The sequence below is a fragment of the Enterobacter sp. MF024 genome, from assembly GCF_005843915.1.
GTDB classification, from domain to species: Bacteria; Pseudomonadota; Gammaproteobacteria; order Enterobacterales; family Enterobacteriaceae; genus Enterobacter; species Enterobacter barmai.
On record NZ_VCBB01000003.1, the window covers coordinates 1 to 26,659 of the forward strand.

Consider the following 26,659-nt stretch of genomic DNA (forward strand, 5'->3'; position numbering starts at 1 on the left):
GAGAGCTGGAACTCGCCGCCGTTGCCTTCGTTACCCAGACGACCGATTGCCGAGGCGCCGTTGTAGGAGCCGTCCACGGCCACGTACTTCTGATCTGCAGCCTGGAAGTGCGCCCCGTAGCGGGCATAGCCGGTAAATTTAATCCCGAACGGGATAGCCATATCCGGGGACTGGGCGGCGCTCTGCGGCTCGTTAATAACGTCGGCTTTTTTCGCCACCGCGGCATCCATTTTCGCCTGGCGATCGGCCAGGGCTTTATCCACCGCTTTGGCCACAATGGCGTCGATTTGCTCCTGCGTAAATTCCTGGGCGAATACAGAAATCGGGCAAAGCGCGGCGATAACCGCCATTGTTAATGGAAGTTTTTTAATCATATTCATGGTTATCTCAATATATTTAAATTTTATTCAGACAATAACCACCCCGTTCCGGATTGACAGAATATGTCGCTATCATCAGAACAAGTTGATTTTTATTTTTATAGGGCCAGAGGTTTTACACAATTATCGTAAGGCTATCTCCTTCTTTGAAACTTATAATGCGTGCTGACTGTTAAAGCGAGAGCGCTCTCAGATAGCGGCAAGGATCGGCTGAGACATACCCTCTATTTTCCTGGCCTGTTGCTCAATTACGTTATTTCACTATCCGGGTAAGATAATGCTCAAACGTGAACTTCGTCGCAAAATCACCCTTATATTTCCAGCACATTGACACCGCTTCACCAGAGCTATTTTATGGCTTTATATAGAACCTGTGCTCGACGATCACAGAAATAAAAAAACATAATAAATTAATTTAAAAACGTAATGGATCCTCCCTGGCCTCCTGTGTCAGAAAGAGCTTCGCGTTCATAAAACAAATCGGAGATCGGATTAGAATGAGTAAAAACATAATGCATAGCCGGCATGATGAATATCACAAATTATCTCGTGGGGAGCGCATTGGCTATGGAATGGGCGACTTTGCGCAAAACCTTGTCTTTGGCACGATTGGTGGTTTTCTGGCGCTTCACATGTTGACGGTAAATACCATCGGTACCGCGACGGCGGGATTCATCTTTCTTTTTGTACGCATCCTCAATGTTTTTTGGGATCCGATGGTCGGAACCTATGTTGACAAAAGAAGTTCATCGGCAGGGAAATATCGTCCGTGGATTTTAAGAGCCGGCGTTCCGCTCGTTATTCTGTCCGCTTTACTTTTTGCACCTATTCCTGGCGTAAAAGGTTCAGCGCCTTTTGCCTTTATTGTTTATCTGGCTCTGGATCTGGTTTATTCCGTGGTGAACATTCCTTATGGTTCACTGAATGCCTCATTGACCCGGGATCCTGAATCTATCGATAAACTGACCAGTACGCGAATGATGCTGGCCAACAGCGCCAATCTTTTGGTCTATACCCTCTTCCCTATGTTTGTCCAGATGGCCTCGCCCAAGGATCGCAGCCTCAAGGACACCGGGTTCTTTGGCCTTGAGCTCAATATGGGCAACTATACCGATCCCTCAGCGAACTATGCCTGGTTTGGCGTTTACTCGATCTATATGGTCATCGGCGCAGTTGCCCTGTTCATTTGCTATAAATTCACCAAAGAACGCGTTGTGGCTTCAGCAGAGCAGACGGCCAACGTTAAAACCACCGACCTCTTCCTTGAACTCAAAAATAACCGCCCGCTGGTTATTCTCGGCCTGTTTTTCATGCTGGCATTCACATTTATGTTCTTCATGAACACCGTGAATGGCTTTTTTAATCAGTTTGTTGTCGGCCATTCCGAATGGATGGGCGCCGTCGGCCTTGTTGCCTCAATCCCCGGCATTCTGTTCCCCATTTTCTGGCCTAAGCTGAAGAAGATTTTTGGTAAAAAAGGATTCTTCCACATTTTCCTCGGCATGTTTATTGTCGGCGAATTACTGACCTACGTCTGGTCGCGCGAAGGTATGCATGATGCCCTCTGGCTCGCGTATATCGCCACCTTTATCAAGCAGTGGGGCTTAACCTCGGCGACCGGATTCATGTGGGCACTGGTGCCGGAAGTGATCGCTTATGGTGAATTAAAATCAGGCAAGCGCAATGCCGCCATCATCAATGCCATTATGGGGCTCTTTTTCAAAATTGGATTTACTATCGGCGGCGCAATTCCACTCTGGTTACTCGCAGCCTATGGATTTAGCGAAACCGGGGCCCAGCAAAGTGCGAGTGCAATCGACGGCATTATTATCACCGCAGTCTGGATCCCCATTGCTTTAGCCTTTATCTCGATGATCGTCATTCACATTTATCCCATCTCCGATAAACATGTCACCGATATCAATCGCCAGCTTGATGAGATCCGCGTGTAATTTCGAATATGAATTAAATAGTCTTTAAAAATAAAATTCAGAAAACGTTAAAAGGTAGAATGATATGTCGCTTATCCAGAACCCTGTACTGCCTGGTTTTAACCCGGACCCAAGCATTATTCGTGTAGAAGACACCTACTACATCGCCAACTCAACCTTTGAGTGGTTCCCTGGCGTGCGTCTGCATGAATCAAAAGACCTGAAAAACTGGGATCTTCTGCCCAGCCCATTATCAACGACAGCGCTTTTAGATATGAAAGGAAATCCCTCTTCCGGTGGGATTTGGGCGCCCGCGCTCTCATACGCCGATGGCAAATTCTGGCTGGTGTACACGGACGTGAAAATCACCGAAGGTGCCTTCAAGGACATGAAAAACTACCTGACCACCGCCACCGATATTCGGGGTCCCTGGTCCGATCCCATCAAACTTAATGGTGTCGGTTTCGATGCCTCACTCTTCCATGACGACGATGGGCGTAAATATCTGGTTCAACAAACCTGGGACCATCGCGAGTACCATCATCCCTTCAACGGCATCACGTTAACTGAGCTAAATACCGAGACGCTAAAATTAAAACCAGAGACAGCGCGAACGATTTACCGGGGCACCGCCGTTGCACTGGTTGAGGGGCCACATCTTTATAAACTGAACGGCTATTACTATCTTTTCGCCGCTCAGGGGGGGACGGTGTTCACCCACCAGGAGGTGGTTGCCCGTTCAAAAACTTTAGAGGCCGATAGCTTTGAAACCGAGCCAGGAGAGGTCTTCCTGACGAACGTCGATACTCCGGACAGCTATATTCAGAAACAGGGTCATGGTGCGTTAGTTTCCACCCCTGGCGGTGAATGGTATTACGCCTCGCTCTGCGCACGGCCGTGGAATCGCCCGGGTGAGTCAGCCTACGATCCCCGGGGCTGGTCAACCCTGGGCCGGGAAACCTCTATCCAGAAAGTGTACTGGGATGAAGCGGGCTGGCCACGCATTGAAGGCGGCCACGGGGGTAAAACCTTTGTCGAAGGCCCTGCCGATGCCATTTACACCGAAAGCGCACAAGATCATAGCCAGCGCGATGATTTCAACACTGCGACGCTCGATATTAACTGGAATACGCTTCGCGTGCCGTTCACCGAAAAAATGGGCACAACGGGCGACGGAAAACTGACGTTAAACGGCCAGGGTTCTTTAGCCAATACTCACGATCTTTCGCTGATTGCCCGCCGCTGGCAGGCCTTCTATTTTGATGCTCAGGTTAAAGTCAAATTCAATCCATTTAGCTATCAGCAGATGGCTGGCCTGACGAATTATTATAACGATCGTCACTGGAGCTTCGTATTCATCACCTGGAATGAAATTAACGGTGCCGTTATCGAAATAGGGGAAAATAACCGCGGAAAATATACCTCTTACCTGAAAGATAACGCGATCAAAATTCCGCAGGGAACAGAATACGTCTGGTTCCGCACGAAAGTCCGTAAGGAAACCTATACCTACGAATACAGCTTTGATGGCGTCGCGTTCACCGAGATCCCGGTCAAACTGGATGCCGCCGTTCTCTCAGATGATTATGTCCTGCAAAGCTATGGCGGGTTCTTTACCGGGGCATTCGTGGGCCTCGCGGTCGTCGATTACTCTGGTTACGATGCCAGCGCAGATTTTTATGATTTCGTCTATCAGGAACTGGGCGATACCTTGACTGTAAACGGCGAGTATAGCTGGGACGCAAGTGAGTCACGGTTTAATTAAAGACTGACAAAAAGGGGCCCGCGGGCCCCATTACAGTGATATTGCGCGTTGTGGAATTATTCAGGCAACGCGTAAACCACAACCTGGTCGCCCACCTGATCCTTCAGGATAGTGTTCCCGCCCGCGACAAAAGCCACATACTGACGGCCTTTATATTCATAGACTGACGGGTTGGCAACCGCCGGGGCTTCAGCCTGATCGGACCACAGCTCTTCCCCGCTCTCCACCGAGTAAGCACGTACTTTGGCATCCATAGAGGCACCGATGAAGATCACCCCACCCGCGGTGATCGCCGGGCCGCCGATGGTTGGCGAGCCCCAGCTTTCCGGCATAAAGAAGCCGTATTGCTGCGAAGCCCCCACCGGACGGCGCCACTTCACGTCACCGGTATGCATATCCAGCGCGACAATCTCACCAAAAGGTGGCTTCCAGCACGGCATGCCCAGCCAGTTATTGGCCACCAGCAGACGCATACCGTACGGCGCGCCTTCCTGCGGCGCAAAACCACTCTCGTTGCCGGAGTCTTTATCGGCCTTATCGTAATCTTCACGGCTGTAGAGCTTCACGTACTGCACGATATGTGAGGTGTTGACGATAGCGATCTGTTTATTCGGATCGAACGCCACCCCGCCCCACTGCACGCCACCGGCGCTGTCGGGATAGGTCAGCGCGCCTTCGCCTTTGGTGGTCGGTGGGGTGTACATGCCCTCATAGGTCAGATTATCCCACAGGCGTGAGCACTGACCGGCCCCGACCATATCGGCCAGTTTCCAGATCTCCGGCTTTTTCGACTGATCGAGCAGCGGCGCAGGCTTCGTCGGGAACGGCTGGGTTGGCGAAAGTTTTTCACCCTGTACAGAACCGTCGCCCTGCGGGACCGGACGCTCTTCGATAGGCCAGACGTCCTCCCCGGTCAGGCGGTTAACCACAAACAGGAAGCCCTGCTTGGTGGCCTGAATCAGCGCCGGGATCTGCTTGCCATCAACGGTGATATCCATCAGCGTTGGCGCGGAGTTGATATCGTAATCCCAGACGTCATGATGCACCCACTGGCGGGACCAGACCACTTTACCGGTATTGATGTCCAGCGCGGTTGTCGAGGTGCCAAGCGGGATCGCGTCGACACGGTTACCGCCCCAGTAGTTAGGCGATGGGGAGGAGACCGGGAGATAGACCAGACCGTTGGCTTCGTCGGCGGACATGTGCGTCCAGACGTTAGCGGTCCCCGTGCGTTGGCGGATTTCGGCGGGAATCGCCTCGAAGGACCATTCCCGCTCGCCGGTCTGGGCGTTGATGGAAAATACGGTGCCCGGAGGCGCTTCGGCATAGGCCCAGTCTTTACCAGCCCAGCCCACCAGCAGATGGTTACCCACCACCGTCGGCGGCTGCAGGATGGAGAGCGGGAATTTAGCGTTCACCGTGTTCCACTGATTTACGTTCAGCACGCCGTTGTCCGCAAAGTTGCTGCACGGCTTGCCGGAGTCGGCGTCAAGGGCGTAGAGCTTACCGTCAACGGTGCCCATATAGACAATCTTCTGGCAGGCTTCACCGGCGACCGGATTTTTAGCCTGCCAGTAAGAGACACCGCGGTTCTTCAGCACCGGTTGGGTCAGCGCCTTGCGCGGCGATTTGGTGTCATAGTGCCACTTCTCTTTCCCGGTGCCCGGGTCGAGCGCAATCAGGCGATCGAAAGGGGTGCCGATGTAGAGGGTGTCGTTGGCGAAGATGGGCGTGGCTGACCAGACGGTCGCCGGGGTATCGCCTTTACCATCCGAGACATCGCCGGTATGAAACTCCCAGACTTTTTTTAATTTTCCGACGTTCTCTGCGGTGATCTGGGTCAGCGGGCTGTATTTCTGGGCATTAAGCTGCCCGTGGAAGCTGTCCCAGGTGGCGGTGGAAGGCACAAGCGGCGTCCCCGGATGCTCTGCCGAGGTCACGGACTGCCCTTCACGTTTTCCGCTTGCGGCGTCATCGGTGGTTTTGGTGGTGCCCGGCGCCTGCTGGTCGGCCGCATCCACGTTGAGCTCTTCCTGCGTTCCCTGAGAGGCCTCAGCGGCTTTATCCTGCGCATGCAGTGAGAGTGGCGCGATCAGCAGTGCCAGCGCTGTCATGCTGACTTTCATTAACGGGTAGTGTTTATCGTTATGCACGGGTGGCTCCTCAGGCTCTGACGCGGGGATGGTGGTGAACGGAAGTGCTGCTCAGCATAATCAGACCAATCAGGCCGACCACCATGGCTGCCGTTATGATGTACTGGTGCAGCAGCGCGGCCGCAAAACCCGTACCAGCCAGAACCACAAGAGTGACAATAATCAGGAATATACGTCCGCCGCGACCGGATGCGGCACGCAGTATAAAGGTCAGTACCGCCAGCACGGCGCAGGCTATGGCGACGCCCAGCGCACCAATGGTACCTGTGACGCCGGTAAGGGGCGTCAGCCAGGCGTATAACGCCACCGCGAAGCCAATGACCGCAGCCAGCAACAGCAAAATGCTGCCGGTACGGGAGGGATGAGAATGCAACATACCAGGAAGTCCCCTATCAAAAATAAAAATGAGCCAATATGTCCTGTTCCCGGATGGATGCGGCTGTTGTGTGCATGGGCAATAGCTAAAAACTCAGGCAGTTAAGGAAAACAGCGGCATAGATCACTGAACGTAACTGAGTATAGAAGAAGGTTTTTAAAGGGGACGCTCAAACGCCTGAAAGCCAGGCAGTAACCAGGCGTAAAGCACGCATTGTTAACCGGGGATGGCAGCAAGACGACGTTCAGCTCTGCACGTCACGAGGAGATCCCGCCTCCGGAAACAAAGCGTGACAGGCCGCTCTCAGCCGCTGTTTATCCGATGCAATATAGGGCGTGATTTCTATGCGCTCTTTCATCTCCTCGACCATGCCCGCTGCGGCTGAGCCAAAGCGTTCGGGCCAGCCGCAGCTCAGCATGCTGAGGCTTTTCAGCACTCTCAGCTGTATTTCCCGCATCGCCGCGCCGTCGCGCGCGATGGGTGAAAAAAAGTCTTCCATCAGGTCGCAGTCCCGCAGAGGTGCCACGTGAACGGCAGGGTATTTCACCTCGCTCCCGGTGCTGGCGTGGCGGGCATATTCAGATAGTACCCGCACCCCGCGGCCGATAACGTCAATGGCGGTTCCGGGATCGTTCACCGCGGGCGAAAGTGCGCGGCAGGCAATTTCCGCCAGCACGCAAAGGCAAAAACGGGGGTCCTGATTAAAGGAGCGCACGTCAGACACGCGAACTGCTGACAGGAGCGCTGAACTGAGTGCCGCGTCTACGCTATCGGTCACGTAGATCAGGGGCCGGGAAGGATGAACGAAGCTGCCCGGTTGCGCCACCAGATAGACATGCAACGAACTGTCGGACAGCAGCGCCTGAAGCCTGTCGACGTCAATATATTCAACGTATCCAATATCCCGGGGAAAAAGAGCAGTGGTGCCTTTTGGCTGCGTGTCGCTCTCAGGCCAGGGAAAGCCGCCGAGACAGGGGTTTTTGGCGCGTTCAATAAAGGTTTCTAACGCCGCATCCTCCACTTTTTTGGTTGTCTCGCCGACGCGTCCAAGGGAGGTCAGATGCTGGATCCAGCGCAGCAGCGTTAACAGAATCAGCGCAATAACGATCAGGGTGACGAAAAATAGAATCACCCGCCCCCGTTCCCCGTATGCGCCCATATTCAGGGCGATGATCCCCACCAGGCTGAACAGAAACGAGCCGATAAAGGTGGCCAGTACGTTTTGGGTAGTGACATCTTCGACAACGAGGCGCGTGGCCCTGGGGGTAACATTTGTTGTCGCTGACCCGTAGGCGGAGACCATAATGCTGAGGGAAAAGGTGGTCACCGCCAGCATGCTTGAAGCGAGGATATTGAGGATGTTGTCTACCGCTTCGGCGCCCACCTTGACCGATAAGGACTCCGGGATCATCGACTTAAAGACGATGGATAGCAGCGCGGTGATAATGGCCGCAATGGCGAACAGCGTTGCCCTGAACCAGAGTTTTTTAAAGACCTGTGCCAGTATCCACCGCCAGCGCGACATCATCGTTGACCTCTCTTCGTCAGTTGCAGGGCAAAAAAATGCCGCCAGGGTTGGCGGCACCGGAAGATTAACGAACCAGATGCAGGAAGTGCAGATGCTTTTCGTACTGGTCCAGAATGTCGTTGATCAACTGTTCCTGAGTCCAGCTCATGACATCGTAATCCTGTCCCCCCTCTTTGAGGTAGACTTCTGCACGGTAGTATCTGTGCTGCTCCGCCTGCTGTTCGTCGTTATCGATAGCCGCCAGGGCGAAAGTCGGCGAGTTATAGCCACGCAGCCTGACTTCATAGAGAAAGTTCAGCTCATTGCCTAAATCCACTTCCAGACGAAGACGATCGTCCGGCACATCGCTGATTCGGCTCACCGTGCCCTGCTTTTGCAACTCCTCCTGAACCAGCGTCATCGCCGGTTGGATCACCTCATCCATAAAGCGTTTCACCAGGGAGCGCTTCGGCAGATAGGCGATATTACGTAAACGCCGCTGCCACGGAATTGGATTGCGGGCTGCGGTGGGCGCGATAGTCGCCATACTCAGGCTCTCGCGCTTGGTTAAATCACGACGCAGCGCCTTCAACAGCCCGTAGATGGAGATAAGCAGGATGACGGAAAACGGTAACGCGCTGGCAATGGTGACCGTTTGCAGCGCGCTTAGCCCACCTGCAAGGAGCAGCGCAATCGCCACCACCCCCATCAGCGCGGCCCAGAAAATACGCTGCCAGACGGGCGTATTCGGCTCGCCGCCGGACGCCAGCGTATCCACCACCATTGCACCCGAGTCGGCTGAGGTGACAAAGAAGACAATGACCATCGCCATGGCGATAAACGACAGTATGGATGAGAACGGGAAGTGCTCGAGGAAATTGAACAGCGCCAGCGCCACATCCTGCTGCACCGTGTTCGCCAGATCGGTTGCCCCCTGGCTCATGATGAGATAAATCGCGCTATTACCGAAAACGGTCATCCACATCAGGGTGAAACCCGCAGGGACAAAGAGCACGCCGGTCACGAATTCACGAATGGTTCTGCCGCGGGAGACTCGGGCAATAAACATCCCGACAAAGGGCGACCAGGAGAGCCACCAGCCCCAGTACAGCAGCGTCCAGCCTCCCAGCCAGTTGCTGGATTTTGGCTCGTAGGCGTAAAGGTTGAACGTCTTACTTACCAGTTCAGAGAGATAGCCGCCCGTGTTTTCAACGAAAGATTTCAGCAGCAGGACGGTAGGCCCCAGGCACAACACCAGCGCCAACAGCAGCAAGGCCAGACCCAGATTAATCTCGGACAGGATGCGGATGCCTTTATCCAGCCCGGAGACCACGGAAATGGTCGCCATACCGGTGATGACGACGATCAGGATCACCTGCACCGTTTCATTAACCGGCACACCGAAGAGATGATTAAGCCCGGCATTCACCTGCAATACGCCATAGCCCAGCGAGGTCGCCACCCCAAAAACGGTGCCAATAACGGCAAAAATATCGACGGCGTGGCCTATCGGCCCATAAATTTTGTCACCGATGATAGGATAGAGCGCCGAGCGCAACGTCAGCGGCAGGCCATGGCGGTAGCTGAAAAAGGCGAGGATCAACGCAACGATGGCATAGATAGCCCAGGCGTGAAGCCCCCAGTGGAAGAAGGTTAGCCGCATTGCTTCTTTGGCAGCGGCAACGGTCTCGGGGGTGCCTACCGGCGGAGAGAGATAGTGCATGACCGGCTCGGCGACGCCGAAGAACATCAGGCCTATCCCCATCCCTGCGGAAAACAGCATGGCAAACCAGGAGTGATAACTGAAATCGGGCTGGGCATGATCGGGACCCAGCTTGATATCGCCGTAGCGAGACAAACCAAGAAACGTCACGCTCAGTAATATCAGCGCGACCGCCAGGATGTAGAACCAGCTGGCGTTAGTGAATATCTGCTGCTGCAGCAGTTTGAAATTTTTGTCGGCAACGTCAGGGAAAATCGCTGCAAATGCAACGAGAAGGAAAATTAACAAAGCAGATGTATAGAAGACCGCTTTGTTAATCTTGCTTGTGGACTGCTTTGGGATGGGGGTATTTTCACTCATATGTTATGTATTCCATTAAAACTGAAACCGCTCCGGATGAGAGGAATCATCTCTTTCAGCTTAGCAAAACGAGTCTGCTTGTGCAGTTGATGATGGCAGAGTTACTTTTTTATGCTCCTGAGTTTTCTGGGGTTAATTTTATTCAGTGCGGGTCTGAATCTGGCTGACATTACGTCATTCTTTGGTAACAAAGATAAAAGAAAAAGCCCCGCGATATTGCTATCGCAGGGCTTTCAAATTTGGCGGAAGCGTAGAGATTCGAACTCTAGAACCCTTTCGGGTCGCCGGTTTTCAAGACCGGTGCCTTCAACCGCTCGGCCACGCTTCCTAAGTGAGGCGAACTATAAACACCTCCGTGTGCGCTGTAAAGTATGAACCCAATCGTTCGCCTGAAAAATAGCCAAAACCTGTTTAATCGGTTGAATAGACAACGCATTGGCCATTTTCTCAGCACCGGATCTCAGTAATGACCCTTAGTGCTTTTTGATGTACATATCCTTTGTGAAGTAGTACCCGAGCTTATCCGGCGTAAATCCGCCTATCCACGGCTTCACCAGGTGGGTACGCACGTAGTGATAGACCGGGATCGCCGGAACATCCCGCGCCAGCAGATCTTCGGCCTGCTGGTAGAATGCTCCGCGCTCGGCGGTGGTTTTGGCTTTCGCAGCGTTGACCAGCGCTTCGTCATAGGCCGGATTGCTGTACTGGCTGGTGTTCTCGCTGTCGCCGGTGCGGAAGTTGTTCAGGAAGGTCGCCGCATCGTCGTAATCGGCAATCCAGGCGTAGCGCACCGCATCAAAGTTGTGGGTGTGCATGGTATCCAGCATCGTTTTCCACTCCTGGTTTTGCAGCTTCGCCTCTACCCCGAGGTTTTTCTTCCACATTGAGCTGACGGCGATGGCAATACGCTGGTGTGATTCCGAGGTGTTATAGAGCAGATTAAAGCTCAGCGGGTGGCCCTCGTTAAAGCCCGCTTCGGTCAGCAGCTTTTTCGCCTCAGCGATGCGTTTATCCATCGGCCAGCTGGCGTAATCCGGATTTTTTATTTGCACTCCGCCGATATCCGGCTGGCTAATGACCCACGCCGGACGCTGCCCCTGCCCCAGCACTTTCCCGGCAATAATGTCTTTATCCAGGGCCATGTTCAGCGCCTTACGCACGCGCGGATCGTTAAACGGCGGACGGGTGGTGTTGAATTCGTAGTAGTAGGTTGCCAGCTGCGGTGAGACATCTACTTCTTTACCCAGCGTCTTTTGCAGCTGGGCAAACTGGTTGATCGGCAGGGTGTAGGCAATATCGATCTCCCCCGCCTTGTAGCGGTTAACATCGGCGGCTTCAGAGGTGATCGGCAGATACGTCACCTTGTTGATGACGGTATGGGCGTTGTCCCAGTAGCGCGGGTTGCGCTCGGCGATGATCCGCTCGTTGACCACCCACTGGCTGAGCTTATAGGCGCCGCTGCTGACAAAGTGCTCCGGTTTCGTCCACTTATCGCCATAGCGGCCAATCAGGACCTTATCCACCGGCACCAGCGACGGGTGCGCCAGCATGGCCAGGAACGCCGCGTTGGGCTGGGTCAGCGTCACTTCAAGCGTGGTGTCGTTCAGCGCCTTCACGCCCATGGTATCAGGGGCCTTTTTGCCCTGGGCGATATCGGCGGCGTTAACCACGTGCATATTGCCCGGATAGCTGGCGTACGGCGAGGCGGTTTTCGGATCCACCAGCCGCTGCCAGCTCCAGACCACGTCCTGGGCGGTAATGGCCGTGCCGTCGCTCCAGGTAATGCCCGGGCGCAAATGGAAGGTCCAGACGGTGTTGTCCTTGTTCTCCCATTTCTCGGCCAGCCGCGGCTGGATCTCCCCCTGCGGCGAGACGCTGACCAGCCCGTCGAACAAATCGCTGATAATATTGAATTCGACATCGCTTTCGACTTTATGCGGATCGAGCGATGCCGGCTCATTGCCATTATTCCTGACCAGTTCCTGCTTCTCAGCCAGCTCGGTTCCTGCTGGCACGCTGGCTGCAAACGCCGTTGCGCTTGCGCACAGGATGCCTGCTGTCAGCAAAGAGAGGGTAAATGTTACTTGTGATGAGGGTTTCATGTCCTTCGCCTTATAGTTTAGTTTTGACGATGCAAAATAACTCTTAGCGCTGCGGCTGGAATAAGGCAATATATTTCAGTGACCTATAAGAGCTTGATCTGATTAATCCTGACAAACCGGGGTTCATTCTGCGTTAGAGGCGTTATGGAACACATCATGCTATATCGAGGCCTAAGACGTTGAGTAAAGATGGGTAAAACCACTTTGTAACCGGCGCGTCGTTTTCTATTCTTGCCGTTAATTACATCTGTCATAAGAGAGTGACTCATGGATCGTATTATTAGTTCTTCACGCGACCGCACATCGCTACTCAGCACCCACAAGGTGCTGCGCAATACTTACTTTATGCTCAGCCTGACGCTGGCCTTCTCCGCGCTGACGGCAACTGCCAGCACCGTGCTGATGCTGCCGTCACCGGGGCTGATCCTCACCCTGGTCGGCATGTATGGTCTGATGTTCCTGACCTACAAAACCGCGGATAAGCCGGTAGGCATTTTGTCCGCCTTCGCATTCACCGGTTTCCTGGGCTACATCCTGGGGCCAATGCTTAACACCTACCTGTCTGCCGGTATGGGCGACCTGATCGGCCTGGCGCTGGGTGGTACGGCTGCGGTGTTCTTCTGCTGTTCAGCCTACGTTCTGACCACCCGCAAAGACATGTCTTTCCTCGGCGGGATGCTGATGGCGGGCATCGTCGTGGTGCTGATCGGTATGGTTGCAAATATCTTCCTGCAGCTGCCAGCTCTGCACCTGGCTATCAGCGCCGTGTTCATCCTGATCTCCTCCGGGGCGATCCTGATGGAAACCAGCAACATCATTCATGGCGGCGAGACCAACTACATCCGCGCCACCGTGAGCCTGTATGTGTCGCTGTATAACATCTTCGTCAGCCTGCTGAGCATCCTGGGCTTTGCGAGCCGCGATTAACCGACAGTGCTGTATAACGAGCCCCGCTTATGCGGGGCTTTCTTTTTTGGTAAACTGCCGCGGTTTTCGATAAACCCGTGATGATTATGCTGAACTTTGAAGGTAAAGAGATTGAGACCGATAGCGAAGGCTATCTGAAAGAGACCAGCCAGTGGAGCGAAGGGCTGGCGGCTGTGATTGCCGAAAAAGAGTCTATCGCCCTGACGCCAGAGCACTGGGAAGTGGTGCGCTTCGTGCGTGATTTCTATCTGGAATTTAACACCTCCCCCGCCATCCGCATGCTGGTGAAAGCAATGGCCAATAAGTACGGCGAGGAGAAAGGCAACAGCCGCTATCTTTACCGCCTGTTCCCGAAAGGCCCGGCAAAACAGGCGACCAAAATCGCCGGTCTGCCTAAGCCCGTGAAGTGCATTTAATAGCGAATACCGAAATTCACGTATTCCCGGCCGGGTTGATGCGGTTCTGAGAGAACCTTTTCGACCCGGGCGATGCGTGGCCCGCCCGCCTTAAGCCAGTCGAGCAGTTTATCGACCTGCTCCGCCTCCCCGCACGCCACCACCTCGACGCTTCCGTCATCCATGTTGCGCGCGTAACCGGTCAGCCCCAGCTCAGTGGCTTCACGCTGCGTGCTGTATCGAAAGCCAACCCCCTGAACCGTGCCGTGAACCCACGCGATGATGCAGACTTTTGCCATACTCCTTCCCCTTATCCATGCCTGGCTCTGAACCCAAAGAATAGCAAATTATGGCCGGAGAATTAGCGCAGCGTTTTGGGTAAACAGCCGTAATGCTGACGAAAACGGGCCGTAAATCGGGAGCTGGAAAGATACCCGCACTGCATGGCGATCTCGCCAATGGGCAGACGGGTCGACTGCAGCTGAGAGAGCGCAACCGCCATACGCACCTCCTCCACGATCTGGCGAAAGCTTTGCGACTCTTCCCGTAAGCGTCGGCGTAAGGTCGGCACGCTTAAGGCCAGACGACTGGCCACATCATGAGCAGTCCATGCCCGGGCGGGCGCCAGCATAATGAAATGCCGCACCTGCTCGGTAAGATTGATATTTCGCTCGATCAGCAGCGGACCGGCCACCCCATCATGCAGCAGCGCCAGCAGGAGCCCGAAGGCCTGGTGCTTTTGCAGCTCATCCGAAAAATTATGCCGCACCGCATGCAGCAGGTTGCCCCACATGAAAGCGAGTCCTTCGCTGAGCGGAGCACAGAGTGAGTCCGTTTTTGCCCGCGGCCAGGATTGCAGATAACGCGTTTTAAACTCGGCGATGAGGTCGGGGGATAACAGCAGCAGATCGGAATGAAACACGTCCTGTGCAGGCTGATTGATAATCTCCATCGGGGTATTCGCCGGAATGATAATGAGCTCATCCGGCGTCGCCACTAAGCGTCTCTCATCCTGGATAATCACCTTACTGCCGTGCGTAATGTGACAGATGGCCGGGTAGAAGAGCTTTACGTGGTGCAGGCGATGCATTTTGCTGGCATTGACCTCAGCCGCTGTCAGATGGTTATGTTGAAAATGAAACTCCTGCACCGGGCCACCTTTATCGTGCGTATGTTGCGGTTAATTGTGCTTTCGCCAGCACGTGACTGTTGAGCATAAAGCCAACCAGTGCCCCGCTGGCGTTGCCGTCGAGCGGCAGTTTTTCCACATTCAGCGCCCAGACGGTGAACTGATAAGGGTGCGGTTTATCCCCTTCAGGCGGACATGCCCCGCCGAAGCCAGCATAACCGAAATCATTACGTCCCTGCACCGCTCCCGCCGGTAATTTATCGCTGTTCGTTTTCCCTGCACCTGAAGGCAGGCTCTGCGTCTTCGCGGGAATGTTGACCAGCGTCCAGTGCCACCAGCCGCTGCCGGTGGGTGCGTCAGGATCGTAGGCGGTAATAGCGAAGCTTTTTGTGCCTGCGGGTGGATTTTGCCAGGCCAACTGTGGCGAGGCATTGCCCCCCTGGCAGCCGAACCCGGCAAAAACCTGCTGTTGCGTTAAGGGGTGACCGTTGGCGATATCCTGGCTGCTGAGGCTAAACGGCAGGGCTGCAGAAACCGTAAAACTGATTGTCGCCAGGGTGCTGATGGCGATGGCAATATGCTTTTTCATTGTTGTCTCCTTTTGCTGAACCGGAAACCACACTGTAAAGCCTGCGACACACTCATAATGTGCCTGACCGATTTTAAAATGTGCCGAAACGCTCAATAGTGTCCGCAGATGATTGCCACTGGCCATCTGTGCTACTCTACGCGCCATTTCCCTGGAATCGACAGAACAGAAAATTATGAGTGTACGTTTAGTGTTAGCCAAAGGGCGCGAGAAGTCATTGCTGCGCCGCCATCCCTGGGTCTTCTCCGGCGCGGTTGCCCGCATGGAAGGCAAAGCCAGTCTCGGTGAAACCATCGATATCGTTGACCACCAGGGGAAATGGTTAGCGCGCGGCGCATACTCGCCTGCCTCGCAGATCCGTGCCCGCGTCTGGACGTTTGATAAAGATGAATCCATCGACATCGACTTCTTTGTCCGCCGCCTGCAGCAGGCGCAGCAGTGGCGCGACTGGCTGGCAAAACGCGACGGGCTGGACAGCTATCGTCTGATCGCCGGCGAATCCGACGGTCTGCCGGGCGTGACCATCGACCGTTTCGGCAGCTTCCTGGTGCTGCAGCTGTTAAGCGCGGGTGCTGAGTATCAGCGTGCAGCGTTGATCAGCGCGCTGCAGACGCTGTTCCCCGAGTGCGCTATTTACGATCGCAGCGACGTTGCGGTGCGTAAAAAAGAGGGGATGGAGCTGACCCAGGGTCCGGTGACGGGCGAACTGCCGCCTGCCCTGCTGCCTATCGAAGAGCACGGCATGAAGCTGCTGGTGGATATTCAGGGCGGCCATAAAACCGGTTACTACCTCGATCAGCGCGACAGCCGCCTGGCAACCCGCCAGTACGTTGCCGACAAACGCGTGTTGAACTGCTTCTCCTACACCGGCGGCTTTGCGGTTTCGGCCCTGATGGGCGGCTGCAGCCTGGTGGTGAGCGTCGATACCTCACAGGAAGCGCTGGACGTGGCGAAGCAGAACGTTGAGCTGAACCAGCTGGATCTGAGCAAAGCGGAATTTGTCCGCGACGACGTCTTCAAACTGCTGCGCAAATACCGCGACCAGGGTGAAAAGTTTGACGTGATTGTGATGGATCCGCCAAAGTTCGTGGAAAACAAGAACCAGCTGATGGGCGCCTGTCGTGGGTATAAAGACATCAACATGCTGGCAATCCAGCTGCTTAACCCGGGCGGCGTGCTGCTGACGTTCTCCTGCTCGGGCCTGATGACCACCGAATTATTCCAGAAAATTATCGCAGATGCCGCTGTAGATGCTGGGCGTGATGTACAATTTATAGAGCAGTTCCGTCAGGCGGCCGATCATCCGGTGATCGCTACCTATCCGGAAGGGCTGTATCTGAAAGGATTTGCCTGTCGCATCATGTAACTTGAAAAGTGGAATGTTGCCCACACCTATAGTGTAAGTAACGTTTCCCGGGAGGTGACTATGATTGCCAGCAAATTCGGTATCGGCCAGCAGGTCCGCCACTCCCTGTTAGGTTATCTGGGCGTGGTCGTGGATATCGACCCGGAATATTCCCTCGACGAACCGTCAGCGGATGAGCTGGCGGTGAACGCAGAACTCCGCGCCGCGCCCTGGTACCACGTGGTCATGGAAGATGACGACGGACAGGCCGTGCATACCTATCTTGCCGAAGCCCAGTTAAGTAGCGAACAGCAGGATGAACACCCAGAGCAGCCATCTATGGATGAACTGGCGCAAACTATCCGCAGACAGTTACAGGCTCCGCGCCTGCGCAACTAATGAAAACCCGGTAGCCGACGGCTGACCGGGTTTTTTATTACTTCGCCATCCCCAGGCGGGGGATCTCAATGGCCGGACAGCGGTCCATCACTACATTCATGCCCGCATCGCGCGCCAGAACCGCCGCCTGTTCATTAATCACCCCGAGCTGTAACCACAGGGTTTTCGCCCCGACCGCAATTGCCTCCTGAGCAACGCCCCAGGCCGCTTCGGAATTGCGGAACACGTCCACCATATCGATTTTTTCCGGCACTTCTGCCAGGGTGCCGTATCCCTGCTGGCCCAGCAACGTTTTACCTGCCACTTTTGGCGAAACCGGGATCACGTGGTAGCCCTGATCGAGCAGGTATTTCATCACCCTGTAGCTCGGGCGATCCGGCTTGTCGCTTGCCCCCACCAGCGCAATGGTGCGGGTGGTAGTAAGGATGTCAGCGATATCGTTCTCTTTCATTTATGTCCTCCTGGCTCGTTCAATCTGGGTATCAATGCCGTTACAGCAACTGCCATCCCATACGTCTGCATGAGGGCAAATTGCCGGGATATGTCTATATGTTAGTAAATATGATTAGCGAAAAATTTTGATACATTATTCATGACGCATGTCTTTTAAGAGGGCTCTCTATGAAAACCGGCATTGCCTGGAGTCTGTTTGCGCTGCTCATGCCGGTTTGCGTTTTTGCCACAACGCTGCGGCTCTCTACGGACATCGACCTGCTGGTATTGGATGGCAAAAAAGTTTCCAGTTCCCTGCTGCGCGGTGCGGACAGTATTGAGCTGGATAACGGCCCGCATCAGATCGTCTTCCGGGTAGAAAAAACCATTCGCCTTGGCAATCACGAGGAGCGGGTCTATATCTCTCCTCCCCTTGTCGCCAGCTTCAACACCCAGCGCATCAGTCAGGTTAATTTTAGCCTTCCACGGCTGGAAACAGAAAAAGAGTCACAACTTTTTGATAAATCACCGCAAATCGAGTTGCTGGATGGCGACGCGACCCCGATCCCGGTGAAGCTGGATATTCTGGCGCTCACCGATACGCCGAACGGCGTGAATTACGAATATGATACCGAGCGCTATAACAAAGCCGGGCAGAGCGCCTCGCTGCCGCAGTTTTCAACCACCATGGCGGATGACAGTACGCTGTTATCCGGGGTGTCTGAGCTGGACATGCCGCCGCCGCAATCCCAGAGCATGACGGAGCAGCGTCTCAAGTACTGGTTTGCCCAGGCCGATCCTGAAACCCGAAGCCGTTTCCTGCAATGGGCGAAGCAACAACCCTCGTCCTGAGCCGCATTTTTTCTCCCTTTCTCTTGCAGCGTCAGGTGCTTCCAGTAATCTGTAACCAGTTAACTAACGGATAGAGATTATGGAATCCACAACCCGCACACTGCCGGAACGAAAACATATCGCCCTGGTGGCGCACGATCACTGCAAACAGATGCTGCTCAACTGGGTTCAGCGTCATCAATCCCTGCTGGAAAAACATCAGCTGTCGGCCACCGGAACCACCGGCAACCTGATTCATCGCGAGACCGGACTTGAAGTGAATGCCATGCTGAGCGGCCCGATGGGCGGCGATCAGCAGGTCGGCGCACAGATTTCGGAAGGTAAGATTGATGTGCTGATCTTCTTCTGGGACCCGCTCAACGCGGTGCCGCACGACCCGGACGTAAAAGCCCTTCTGCGTCTGGCAACGGTGTGGAATATTCCGGTCGCCACTAACCTGTCTACGGCTGACTTTATTATCGAGTCTCCGCAGTTCAACTCTCCGGTCGAGATCCTGATCCCGGACTATCAGCGCTATCTGGCTGAACGTCTGAAGTAAAAGTGAGCATCGCCGGGGGGCGGCTCCGCCTTACCCGGCCTACAAAACCCCAAACCGCACGCCCCGTAGGCCCGGTAAGCGAAGCGCCACCGGGCAACAAACCGCACATCCCGTAGGCCCGGTAAGCGAAGCGCCACCGGGCAACAGACCGCACGCCCCGTAGGCCCGGTAAGCGAAGCGCCACCGGGCAAAACATCGCTAGGGTTTGCGAGCCACCGGAACATCAATTTCTTTGAGGATATCGACAAAGCGTGATGGCTGCTCTTTGTTGAACAGCAACCAGACCCGGTGACGAGCACGGGTGATAGCCACGTAGAGTAATCGCCGCTCCTCGGCGTCGGGAAAATCTTCCACCACTGGCAGCAGGGCCTGCTCCATGACCGATTCCCGGGCAGGTGCCGGGAAACCATCGCTCCCTTCCTGCAATCCCACCACAATGACATAGTCCGCCTGCTGGCCCTTGCTGGCGTGAATGGTCATAAAATCCAGCTTCAGTTTCGGCCAGCGGGTCGCGGCTTTCTCCAGGCTGGCAGGCTTGAGGTGGTGATAACGTGCCAGCACCAGAATGCGCTCATCCGCCCGGGCATAACCGCTCAGCTTATCCAGCAGGGCATCGAGCTGATCCTCTGCCAGCAGCGTAACCGCTTTCTTGTCGCCAGCCGACAGGCTGTTCAGCGGTTTTGCCAGCTGATGCGGGTTTTGCTGGATAAACCGGTTGGCGATCTCACCGATCCGGTTATTGAAACGGTAGGTGGTGTCCAGATCGCAGCGATCCCCTTCGCCAAAATAATGATGAAACGCCGTCGTCAGCGACAGCTGTGCACCACTGAAACGGTAGATCGCCTGCCAGTCATCCCCCACGGCAAACAAAGTGGTGTACTTGTTTTGCGCCCGCAGCGCCGCCAGCAACGCCGCGCGTTGAGGAGAGATATCCTGAAACTCATCCACCAGAATGTGCTTCCACGGGCTGATAAAGCGACCTTTCTCCAGAATGACGATCGCCTGATGGATCAACCCGGAAAAGTCGACGGCGTTCTCCGCCTTGAGGGCGGCTTTCCACGCCTTAAGCAGCGGAGCCATTAACTTGACCCGCTTTGAGAACAGGGCCCGCACCTCTTCCGGCGCGCCGGCAATCATCTCGGCCTGCGCGCCACCGTGCATACGCATCAGGCTCACCCAGCGATCGAGCCGGGGGGCCAGTCGGCGCTTCAGTTTTTCGTTTTGCCAGAAACTGCCCTCCGGCACGCTCCAGTCAAGCTCCTCTTCGAGCCACTGTCGCCAGCCTTTGGCCTGGGCTTTTTTCTCGCTGCACTGCTGCTGCCAGGCGTCGATGAAAATCTTCTGCCGCGCCACGGTGTCATTTTCAAGCTCGCTGACCACCGGCACCTTTTTGCTGCCCTGCTGGATGATATGCAGGGCCAGGGAGTGAAACGTCCTGGCGGTAATGTCGCGGGTGTGCAGTCGCGCCTCGATTCGCTCATCCATCTCCTGAGCCGCCTTACGCCCAAACGCCAGGAGCAATATTTGCTCGGGAGCGGCTTCATTGCGGGCCAGCAGCCAGCCCGCCCGCGCCACCAGCACCGAGGTTTTTCCGCTACCGGCCCCCGCCAGCACCAGCAGCGACTGTTCGCCATTGACCACCGCCCGGGCCTGGGCCGGGTTAAGTGGGGATGACTCAATACCGGCAAAAAAATCGGCATACTGGCTGAGCATGGTATCAGTCCACGCCTGATTGTGCGCCAACCGGCTCTGGTCAATGTCCTGTAGCCAGGCCTGACACTGCCGCCAGGCTTCACGGCAGTTATCAAACTCGTCGAGCCGCGAGACGGATAACGGCAAGGCCTGCAACGCCTGGCGGATTTTTTGCTGAAGGCCGAGCGTTTTTTCCCGCGTCAGCCAGCTGTTTTGCTCATTCGTGGCGGCAATGTCATTCAGCGCGTTTTGCAGCACCTGTGCCGCAACCTCACTCATTTCAGCACTCCATTGCTGCCAGAGCGTGTTCAGATGGCGGTGAAAACGCTGGGTTTCCGCCCACTCGGTGCCGTGCAGCCGCACCACTTTTTCGTCTGTCAGCACAAACTCCAGCTCGCCCCAGACCAGGCCGCGCTTACAGTGAATCGCTAACAGCTGATTGAAGGGGATGAGATATTCGTGACGTTCGCCCGAGACTTTAACCCCGGCGTTAAGCAGAACGACTTTGTCGTACGGATGTTGTGCCAGGCGTTTGCCTAACGATGTTGCTTTCAGTTCCATGTCCAGCCTGATCCACGACGTGAATAATTGCATAACAGTTTAACTGCCAGTTTTCAGGTGCTCCAGCGCAAAAAAACGTTACAATCATCAGGGCTTCAACATTACGGAAAGAATTGAGGTTTTATGCGTACCATTCTGAATATTTTGAATTTTGTGCTGGGTGGTTTTGCCACCACTCTCTCCTGGCTGCTGGCGACGCTCGTCAGCGTGGTCCTGATATTCACCCTTCCGCTAACCCGCTCCTGCTGGGAAATTACCAAACTCTCGCTGGTCCCATACGGCAACGAAGCGGTTCACGTAGACGAACTGGAGCCTGGCAATAAAAGCGCGCTGATGAACACCGGCGGAACGCTGCTCAATATTCTGTGGCTGATCTTTTTCGGCTGGTGGCTGTGTCTGATGCACATTGCGGCGGGGATCGCCCAGTGCCTGACGCTTATCGGCATCCCCGTCGGGATCGCTAATTTCAAAATTGCCGCCATTGCCCTGTGGCCTGTCGGACGCCGGGTTGTCCCGGTGGAAGTGGCCCGCGCCGCGCGGGAAGCTAACGCCCGCCGTCGTTTTCCGTAACAAGGACCTCGCGCGCACATGCTAAGCCCACTGCTTCGCCGCTACACCCTGAACAGCGCCTGGCTCTACAATGTCAGGATCTTTATTGCCCTGTGCGGCAGTACCGCCCTGCCCTGGTGGTTGGGCGACGTGAAGCTGACCATCCCCCTGACGCTGGGGGTGGTTGCCGGCGCGCTGGCCGATCTGGATGACCGCCTTACCGGTCGGCTGCGCAATCTGGTCATCACCCTGATCTGCTTTTTTATCGCCTCGGCGTCGGTGGAGCTGCTCTTCCCATGGCCTTGGCTTTTTGCGATTGGGCTGATGCTCTCCACCAGCGTGTTTATTCTGCTCGGTGGGCTAGGCCAGCGCTACGCCACCATCGCTTTCGGCGCATTGCTTATTGCCATCTACACCATGTTGGGGGTATCGCTGTACGACCAGTGGTATCAACAGCCGGTGCTGCTGTTGCTGGGCGCGGTCTGGTATAACCTGCTGACGCTGGCCGGTCATCTTATTTTCCCTATTCGCCCGCTGCAGGACAATCTGGCCCGCAGCTACGAGCAACTGGCCCATTACCTTGAGTTAAAGTCCCGGCTGTTCGATCCGGATATCGAAGGTGACGGCCAGGGGCCGCTGTACGATCTGGCGCTGGCGAACGGGCAACTGGTGACAACCTTAAACCAGACCAAGGCCTCGTTACTTACCCGCCTGCGCGGCGATCGCGGTCAGCGCGGCACCCGCCGGACCCTGCACTATTACTTTGTGGCGCAGGATATCCACGAGCGCGCCAGCTCATCGCATATTCAGTACGCCGATCTTCGCGAGAAATTTCGCTACAGCGACGTAATGTTTCGCTTCCAGCGCCTGTTGTCCATGCAGTCGCAGGCCTGCCACCAGCTGTCGCGCTCTATCCTGCTGCGTACCCCCTATCAGCACGATCCGCGATTTGAACGGGCGTTTACCCATCTCGATGCGGCCCTCGACAGGGTTCAGGCCAGCGGTACCTCTGCCGAGCAGATGAAAGCGCTGGGCTTTTTGTTGAATAACCTGCGCGCCATTGATGCCCAGCTCGCCACCATCGAATCCGAACAGGCGCTGGCTACACCCGGTAATGATGTGGAAAATCAGCTTGCGGACGACAGCCTGCATGGTTTTAGCGATATGTGGCTGCGTTTGAGCCGCAACTTTTCCCCGGAATCGGCGCTGTTTCGCCATGCGGTAAGGATGTCCGTGGTGCTCTGCATTGGCTATGCTTTTATACAGATAACCGGCCTGGACCATGGCTACTGGATCCTGCTCACCAGCCTGTTTGTCTGTCAGCCCAACTACAACGCCACCCGGCATCGTCTGGCGCTGCGTATTATCGGCACTCTGGTGGGGGTCGCCATCGGGTTACCCATCCTTTACTTTGTCCCCTCGCTGGAAGGACAGCTGATCTTAATTGTGATCACCGGCGTGCTGTTCTTCGCCTTTCGCAACGTGCAGTATGCGCACGCCACGATGTTTATCACCCTGCTGGTGCTGCTCTGTTTCAACCTGCTCGGGGAAGGCTTTGAAGTTGCCCTGCCGCGCGTCATTGATACCCTGATTGGCTGCGCCATCGCCTGGGCTGCGGTAAGCTTTATCTGGCCGGACTGGCGGTTCCGTAATCTGCCCCGCGTGCTGGATCGGGCCATGAACGCCAACTGCCGTTATCTTGATGCTATCCTGGAGCAGTATCATCAGGGGCGTGATAACCGCCTGGCGTATCGTATCGCACGACGTGACGCCTATAACCGCGACGCGGAGCTGGCGTCTGTGGTGTCGAATATGTCTACGGAACCGAGGGCAACAGCGGAAACCCGGGAAGTCGCGTTCCGTCTGCTGTGCCTGAACCATACGTTTACCAGCTATATCGCCGCACTGGGCGCACACCGAGAGCGGCTCACCAGCCCCGCAATCCTCGGATTACTGGACGATGCTGTCTGCTACGTTGATGATGCGCTACATCAACGCCCCGCGGATGAGCCTCGTGTTCAGCAGGCCTTAACCGAACTGGCGCAACGCATTTCACATATCGAGCCGGGAGCCGAGAGCAAAGCGCCTCTGGTTCTGCAGCAAATCGGTCTGCTTATCGCGTTGCTGCCAGAAATTTGTCGATTACAGCAGCACGTTAATCAATTGCCGGAGTGAGCACTGCTCTCTGCCGGCAGTCTTTTGTACCACTCCACCAGCTCCCGGCGTCTTATCTCCGGGAGCGCTGCGACGTGTAATCCGGTGATTGCCCCCTCCAGCGCAAACAGCACCTTGTAACTCAAGTGCTTGTTGAGCGCCCTGATCTTGAGCCAGCACTGTTCAGCCCCCAGCGTGCGTAATGCCTCTTCGGTGGTGATACCCGCCTCAAACAGCAGGATTTCGAGTTGAAAGGTGAGATTGGGTAAATCTTTCAGGCGCTCGCGTTTGTAGCGTTCACAGCGTTCCCGCCGCGCAGCTTCCAGGGCAAACGAGGAGAGTTGCAGCAATTTCTCCTGATCCTGCCAGAGCCCTTCATCGACGCGATAATAATTCAACAAAACGGGCCGCCCCCGCTTCACCAGCGACAGGAAAGAAGAGGCATGCTTTACACAGTAAGACGCGCTCTCTTCGCAGGCACGCAGATACAACTCCCCCTCCGACACCATGGCAAAAACCGTGTCATCAACCGCCAGGGTGTATCCGCCAAACAGGGCGCGATAATGAACTTCGCCGAGGGGTGAAAGATATTTTGCAGATTGATAGATCCGTTCATAAGATAATTTTTTCATGATATTTCCCTTTTAAATCATGGCGTAATGGTTGAGTCGAGTATTAACGGATCCGTTAGCCAGAAAATAGGTAACTTACGATCGAACGGCAAGGTGAATTTTCAATACGCCTGAATTACAAACCAAATTTGCGAGGAGCTTTCCGAAAATGAGGTTGATCTTTAGTCGCACAGGGGTTACTGTACATCCATACAGTAACTACAGGGCTGGATTGATTATGTACTCTTCAGGCTATGCAAACCGTTCAACAACTTTCTCTACTTCCGCTGGCAAAAGCGCGATGAACTCCGCGGCGCAAATGTCCACCGGGCTGATTAGTGAAGTGCTCTACCGTGAAGACCAGCCCATGATGACGCAGCTGTTATTGCTGCCACTGTTGCAACAGCTTGGTCAGCAGTCGCGCTGGCAGTTGTGGCTCACGCCGCAGCAGAAATTAAGTCGGGAATGGGTGCAATCCGCAGGCTTGCCGCTAACGAAAGTGATGCAGATTAGTCAGATGGATCCATGCCATACTGTAGACTCAATGGCGAGGGCGCTGCGTACCGGAAATTACAGCGTAGTGATTGGCTGGTTTACGCATGAGCTGACGGAATCGGAACAACACCGTCTGGCTGAAGCTGCCGAAGAAGGGAATGCACTCGGCTTCATTATGCGTCCCATTCGAATGAACACTTTGAGCAACGGACACCTTTCTGGGCTAAAAATTCACTCGAATTTGTATCATTGAGTAAAAATAAGAGTTTTCCTGGAATTTTTTTTGCCGTATCTGTACGCCGTTGGTTCCCTGTGTAAAAGCCGCGAAAAGTCTTGTCTGCCGCGGCTTTCTCCATTTTAGCACGCCTCAAATTGCGCAATAAATGTTAAATATTGTGTATACAAAACTTTTTTTTTCATATGCCTGACGGAGTTCACACTTGTAAGTTTTCAGGTACGTTGTAGACTTTACATCGCCAGGGGTGCTCGGCCTAAACCGAAGATATCGGTAAGTTTTACTCTTTGTCCCCGCCCCCCGGTGAAGGATTTAACCGTGACTCTCATTGAGATTCTCATGGCGATTTTTGGATGATAACGAGGCGCAAAAAATGAAAAAGACAGCTATCGCGATTGCAGTGGCACTGGCAGGTTTCGCTACCGTAGCGCAGGCCGCTCCAAAAGATAATACCTGGTACGCAGGTGGTAAACTGGGCTGGTCTCAGTTCCACGACACCGGCTGGTATAACGACGCTCTGAACAACGACGGCCCAACTCACGAAAGTCAGCTGGGTGCAGGCGCGTTCGGTGGTTATCAGGTTAACCCGTACGTTGGTTTCGAAATGGGTTACGACTGGCTGGGCCGTATGCCTTACAAAGGCGACAACGTTAACGGCGCATTCAAAGCTCAAGGCGTTCAGCTGACTGCTAAACTGGGCTACCCAGTAAATGACGCTGTAGACATCTACACCCGTCTGGGCGGCATGGTATGGCGTGCAGACTCCAGCAACAGCATCGCTGGCGACGACCACGACACTGGCGTATCTCCAGTATTCGCTGGTGGCGTTGAGTGGGCTATGACCCGTGACATCGCTACCCGTCTGGAATACCAGTGGGTTAACAACATCGGCGACGGCAACACCGTTGGTGTTCGTCCAGACAACGGCATGCTGAGCGTAGGTGTTTCTTACCGCTTCGGTCAGGCTGAGCCAGCACCAGTTGTTGCTCCAGCTCCAGCACCAGCTCCAGAAGTACAGACCAAGCACTTCACTCTGAAGTCTGACGTTCTGTTCAACTTCAACAAAGCAACTCTGAAACCAGAAGGCCAGCAGGCACTGGATCAGCTGTACACCCAGCTGAGCAACCTGGATCCGAAAGACGGTTCCGTAGTGGTTCTGGGCTTCACCGACCGTATCGGTTCTGATGCTTACAACCAGGGTCTGTCTGAGAAACGTGCTCAGTCCGTTGTTGATTACCTGATCTCTAAAGGTATCCCGGCTAACAAGATCTCCCCACGTGGTATGGGCGAATCTAACCCAGTTACCGGTTCTACCTGTGACAACGTGAAACCTCGCGCTGCACTGATCGACTGCCTGGCTCCAGATCGTCGCGTAGAGATCGAAGTTAAAGGCATCAAAGACGTTGTAACTCAGCCAGCGGCATAAGTTATCGTCTGACAAAAAACCCCGCCATGTTGC

At 54.9% G+C, this 26,659-nt stretch carries 23 protein-coding genes, 1 tRNA gene and 1 pseudogene; 12 read left to right on the forward strand and 13 right to left on the reverse strand.

Going from position 1 to position 26,659, the window contains the following annotated elements; genetic code table 11:
- Window positions 1-380: pseudogene (locus FFB58_RS06555) on the reverse strand (carbohydrate porin); the annotation flags it as partial.
- 512 nt (window positions 381-892) lie between these two features.
- Between FFB58_RS06555 and FFB58_RS06560 the strand changes: the two are divergent.
- Together FFB58_RS06560 and FFB58_RS06565 are read left to right on the forward strand one after the other, a co-directional pair.
- The gene (locus FFB58_RS06560; RefSeq protein ID WP_171029947.1) at window positions 893-2,332 is read left to right on the forward strand and encodes an MFS transporter; all 1,440 of its coding nucleotides are present in this window, start codon (window positions 893-895) and stop codon (window positions 2,330-2,332) included.
- 64 nt (window positions 2,333-2,396) lie between these two features.
- Window positions 2,397-4,076, forward strand: coding sequence for a glycoside hydrolase family 43 protein (locus FFB58_RS06565; protein ID WP_138369411.1), 1,680 nt, complete (start codon window positions 2,397-2,399; stop codon window positions 4,074-4,076).
- Between the two features lie 56 nt (window positions 4,077-4,132).
- Here FFB58_RS06565 and FFB58_RS06570 read toward each other — a convergent pair whose 3' ends face one another.
- From FFB58_RS06570 to FFB58_RS06595, 6 genes are all read right to left on the reverse strand, one after another.
- Window positions 4,133-6,229 (reverse strand): pyrroloquinoline quinone-dependent dehydrogenase, encoded by a 2,097-nt coding sequence (locus tag FFB58_RS06570; protein WP_138369412.1) that lies wholly within the window; start codon window positions 6,227-6,229, stop codon window positions 4,133-4,135.
- A gap of 10 nt (window positions 6,230-6,239) precedes the next feature.
- Complete coding sequence (locus FFB58_RS06575) at window positions 6,240-6,605, reverse strand: hypothetical protein (RefSeq protein WP_039029424.1); 366 nt, start codon at window positions 6,603-6,605, stop codon at window positions 6,240-6,242.
- Between the two features lie 244 nt (window positions 6,606-6,849).
- Window positions 6,850-8,133, reverse strand: coding sequence for a DUF2254 domain-containing protein (locus FFB58_RS06580; RefSeq protein ID WP_039029425.1), 1,284 nt, complete (start codon window positions 8,131-8,133; stop codon window positions 6,850-6,852).
- A gap of 64 nt (window positions 8,134-8,197) precedes the next feature.
- A complete protein-coding gene (gene betT, locus FFB58_RS06585; RefSeq protein WP_039029426.1) occupies window positions 8,198-10,195 on the reverse strand; it encodes a choline BCCT transporter BetT in 1,998 nt (665 codons plus the stop codon).
- A 240-nt stretch (window positions 10,196-10,435) separates the two neighbouring features.
- A tRNA-Ser gene (locus tag FFB58_RS06590) sits at window positions 10,436-10,523 on the reverse strand.
- A 145-nt stretch (window positions 10,524-10,668) separates the two neighbouring features.
- Window positions 10,669-12,297 (reverse strand): ABC transporter substrate-binding protein, encoded by a 1,629-nt coding sequence (locus tag FFB58_RS06595; RefSeq protein WP_138369413.1) that lies wholly within the window; start codon window positions 12,295-12,297, stop codon window positions 10,669-10,671.
- 267 nt (window positions 12,298-12,564) lie between these two features.
- Between FFB58_RS06595 and yccA the strand changes: the two genes are divergently transcribed.
- Complete coding sequence (yccA, locus tag FFB58_RS06605; RefSeq protein WP_039029428.1) at window positions 12,565-13,224, forward strand: FtsH protease modulator YccA; 660 nt, start codon at window positions 12,565-12,567, stop codon at window positions 13,222-13,224.
- Window positions 13,225-13,310: 86 nt separating this feature from the next.
- Window positions 13,311-13,640: a sulfurtransferase TusE gene (tusE, locus tag FFB58_RS06610; protein WP_032617485.1), complete on the forward strand. Its 330-nt coding sequence runs from the start codon at window positions 13,311-13,313 to the stop codon at window positions 13,638-13,640.
- Here tusE and yccX read toward each other — a convergent pair.
- The 3 genes from yccX to FFB58_RS06625 form a co-directional block, all read right to left on the reverse strand.
- Entirely contained in the window at window positions 13,637-13,918 is a 282-nt protein-coding gene (gene yccX / locus FFB58_RS06615; RefSeq protein ID WP_039029429.1) for an acylphosphatase, read from the reverse strand. The genes tusE and yccX overlap by 4 nt on opposite strands.
- A 62-nt stretch (window positions 13,919-13,980) precedes the next feature.
- Window positions 13,981-14,769 carry a helix-turn-helix transcriptional regulator gene (locus FFB58_RS06620; protein ID WP_039029430.1) on the reverse strand — a complete coding sequence of 263 codons (789 nt, stop codon included), beginning with the start codon at window positions 14,767-14,769 and terminating at the stop codon, window positions 13,981-13,983.
- Between the two features lie 10 nt (window positions 14,770-14,779).
- Window positions 14,780-15,337 carry a kinase inhibitor gene (locus FFB58_RS06625; protein ID WP_138369414.1) on the reverse strand — a complete coding sequence of 186 codons (558 nt, stop codon included), beginning with the start codon at window positions 15,335-15,337 and terminating at the stop codon, window positions 14,780-14,782.
- 175 nt (window positions 15,338-15,512) lie between these two features.
- On the opposite strand from FFB58_RS06625, the gene rlmI reads away from it, so the two are divergent.
- Both rlmI and hspQ read left to right on the forward strand, forming a co-directional pair.
- Window positions 15,513-16,703 (forward strand): 23S rRNA (cytosine(1962)-C(5))-methyltransferase RlmI, encoded by a 1,191-nt coding sequence (gene rlmI / locus FFB58_RS06630; RefSeq protein ID WP_138369415.1) that lies wholly within the window; start codon window positions 15,513-15,515, stop codon window positions 16,701-16,703.
- A 60-nt stretch (window positions 16,704-16,763) separates the two neighbouring features.
- Window positions 16,764-17,081, forward strand: a complete 318-nt coding sequence (gene hspQ, locus FFB58_RS06635; protein ID WP_039029433.1) for a heat shock protein HspQ — start codon at window positions 16,764-16,766, stop codon at window positions 17,079-17,081.
- A 37-nt stretch (window positions 17,082-17,118) separates the two neighbouring features.
- Here hspQ and FFB58_RS06640 read toward each other — a convergent pair whose 3' ends face one another.
- A complete protein-coding gene (locus FFB58_RS06640; protein ID WP_039029434.1) occupies window positions 17,119-17,532 on the reverse strand; it encodes a CoA-binding protein in 414 nt (137 codons plus the stop codon).
- 170 nt (window positions 17,533-17,702) lie between these two features.
- On the opposite strand from FFB58_RS06640, the gene FFB58_RS06645 reads away from it, so the two are divergent.
- Both FFB58_RS06645 and mgsA read left to right on the forward strand, forming a co-directional pair.
- Window positions 17,703-18,365, forward strand: coding sequence for a DUF2057 family protein (locus tag FFB58_RS06645; protein ID WP_039029435.1), 663 nt, complete (start codon window positions 17,703-17,705; stop codon window positions 18,363-18,365).
- A 79-nt stretch (window positions 18,366-18,444) separates the two neighbouring features.
- Window positions 18,445-18,903 (forward strand): methylglyoxal synthase, encoded by a 459-nt coding sequence (gene mgsA / locus FFB58_RS06650; RefSeq protein WP_138369416.1) that lies wholly within the window; start codon window positions 18,445-18,447, stop codon window positions 18,901-18,903.
- A 198-nt stretch (window positions 18,904-19,101) separates the two neighbouring features.
- Here mgsA and helD read toward each other — a convergent pair whose 3' ends face one another.
- Complete coding sequence (gene helD / locus FFB58_RS06655; protein ID WP_138369417.1) at window positions 19,102-21,156, reverse strand: DNA helicase IV; 2,055 nt, start codon at window positions 21,154-21,156, stop codon at window positions 19,102-19,104.
- A 123-nt stretch (window positions 21,157-21,279) separates the two neighbouring features.
- Between helD and FFB58_RS06660 the strand changes: the two genes are divergently transcribed.
- Both FFB58_RS06660 and yccS read left to right on the forward strand, forming a co-directional pair.
- Entirely contained in the window at window positions 21,280-21,726 is a 447-nt protein-coding gene (locus tag FFB58_RS06660) for a YccF domain-containing protein (protein ID WP_039029438.1), read from the forward strand.
- A gap of 18 nt (window positions 21,727-21,744) precedes the next feature.
- Window positions 21,745-23,880 carry a YccS family putative transporter gene (gene yccS, locus FFB58_RS06665; protein WP_138369418.1) on the forward strand — a complete coding sequence of 712 codons (2,136 nt, stop codon included), beginning with the start codon at window positions 21,745-21,747 and terminating at the stop codon, window positions 23,878-23,880.
- Here yccS and FFB58_RS06670 read toward each other — a convergent pair.
- Window positions 23,865-24,491, reverse strand: coding sequence for a TfoX/Sxy family DNA transformation protein (locus tag FFB58_RS06670; protein ID WP_138369419.1), 627 nt, complete (start codon window positions 24,489-24,491; stop codon window positions 23,865-23,867). The two genes, yccS and FFB58_RS06670, sit on opposite strands and share 16 nt — an antisense overlap.
- Before the next feature lie 217 nt (window positions 24,492-24,708).
- Here FFB58_RS06670 and sulA point away from each other — a divergent pair, with 217 nt between their 5' ends.
- Window positions 24,709-25,218 carry an SOS-induced cell division inhibitor SulA gene (gene sulA, locus FFB58_RS06675; protein ID WP_039029441.1) on the forward strand — a complete coding sequence of 170 codons (510 nt, stop codon included), beginning with the start codon at window positions 24,709-24,711 and terminating at the stop codon, window positions 25,216-25,218.
- Between the two features lie 355 nt (window positions 25,219-25,573).
- The gene (ompA, locus tag FFB58_RS06680) at window positions 25,574-26,626 is read left to right on the forward strand and encodes a porin OmpA (protein WP_138369420.1); all 1,053 of its coding nucleotides are present in this window, start codon (window positions 25,574-25,576) and stop codon (window positions 26,624-26,626) included.
- The last annotated feature ends 33 nt before the right edge of the window (window positions 26,627-26,659 follow it).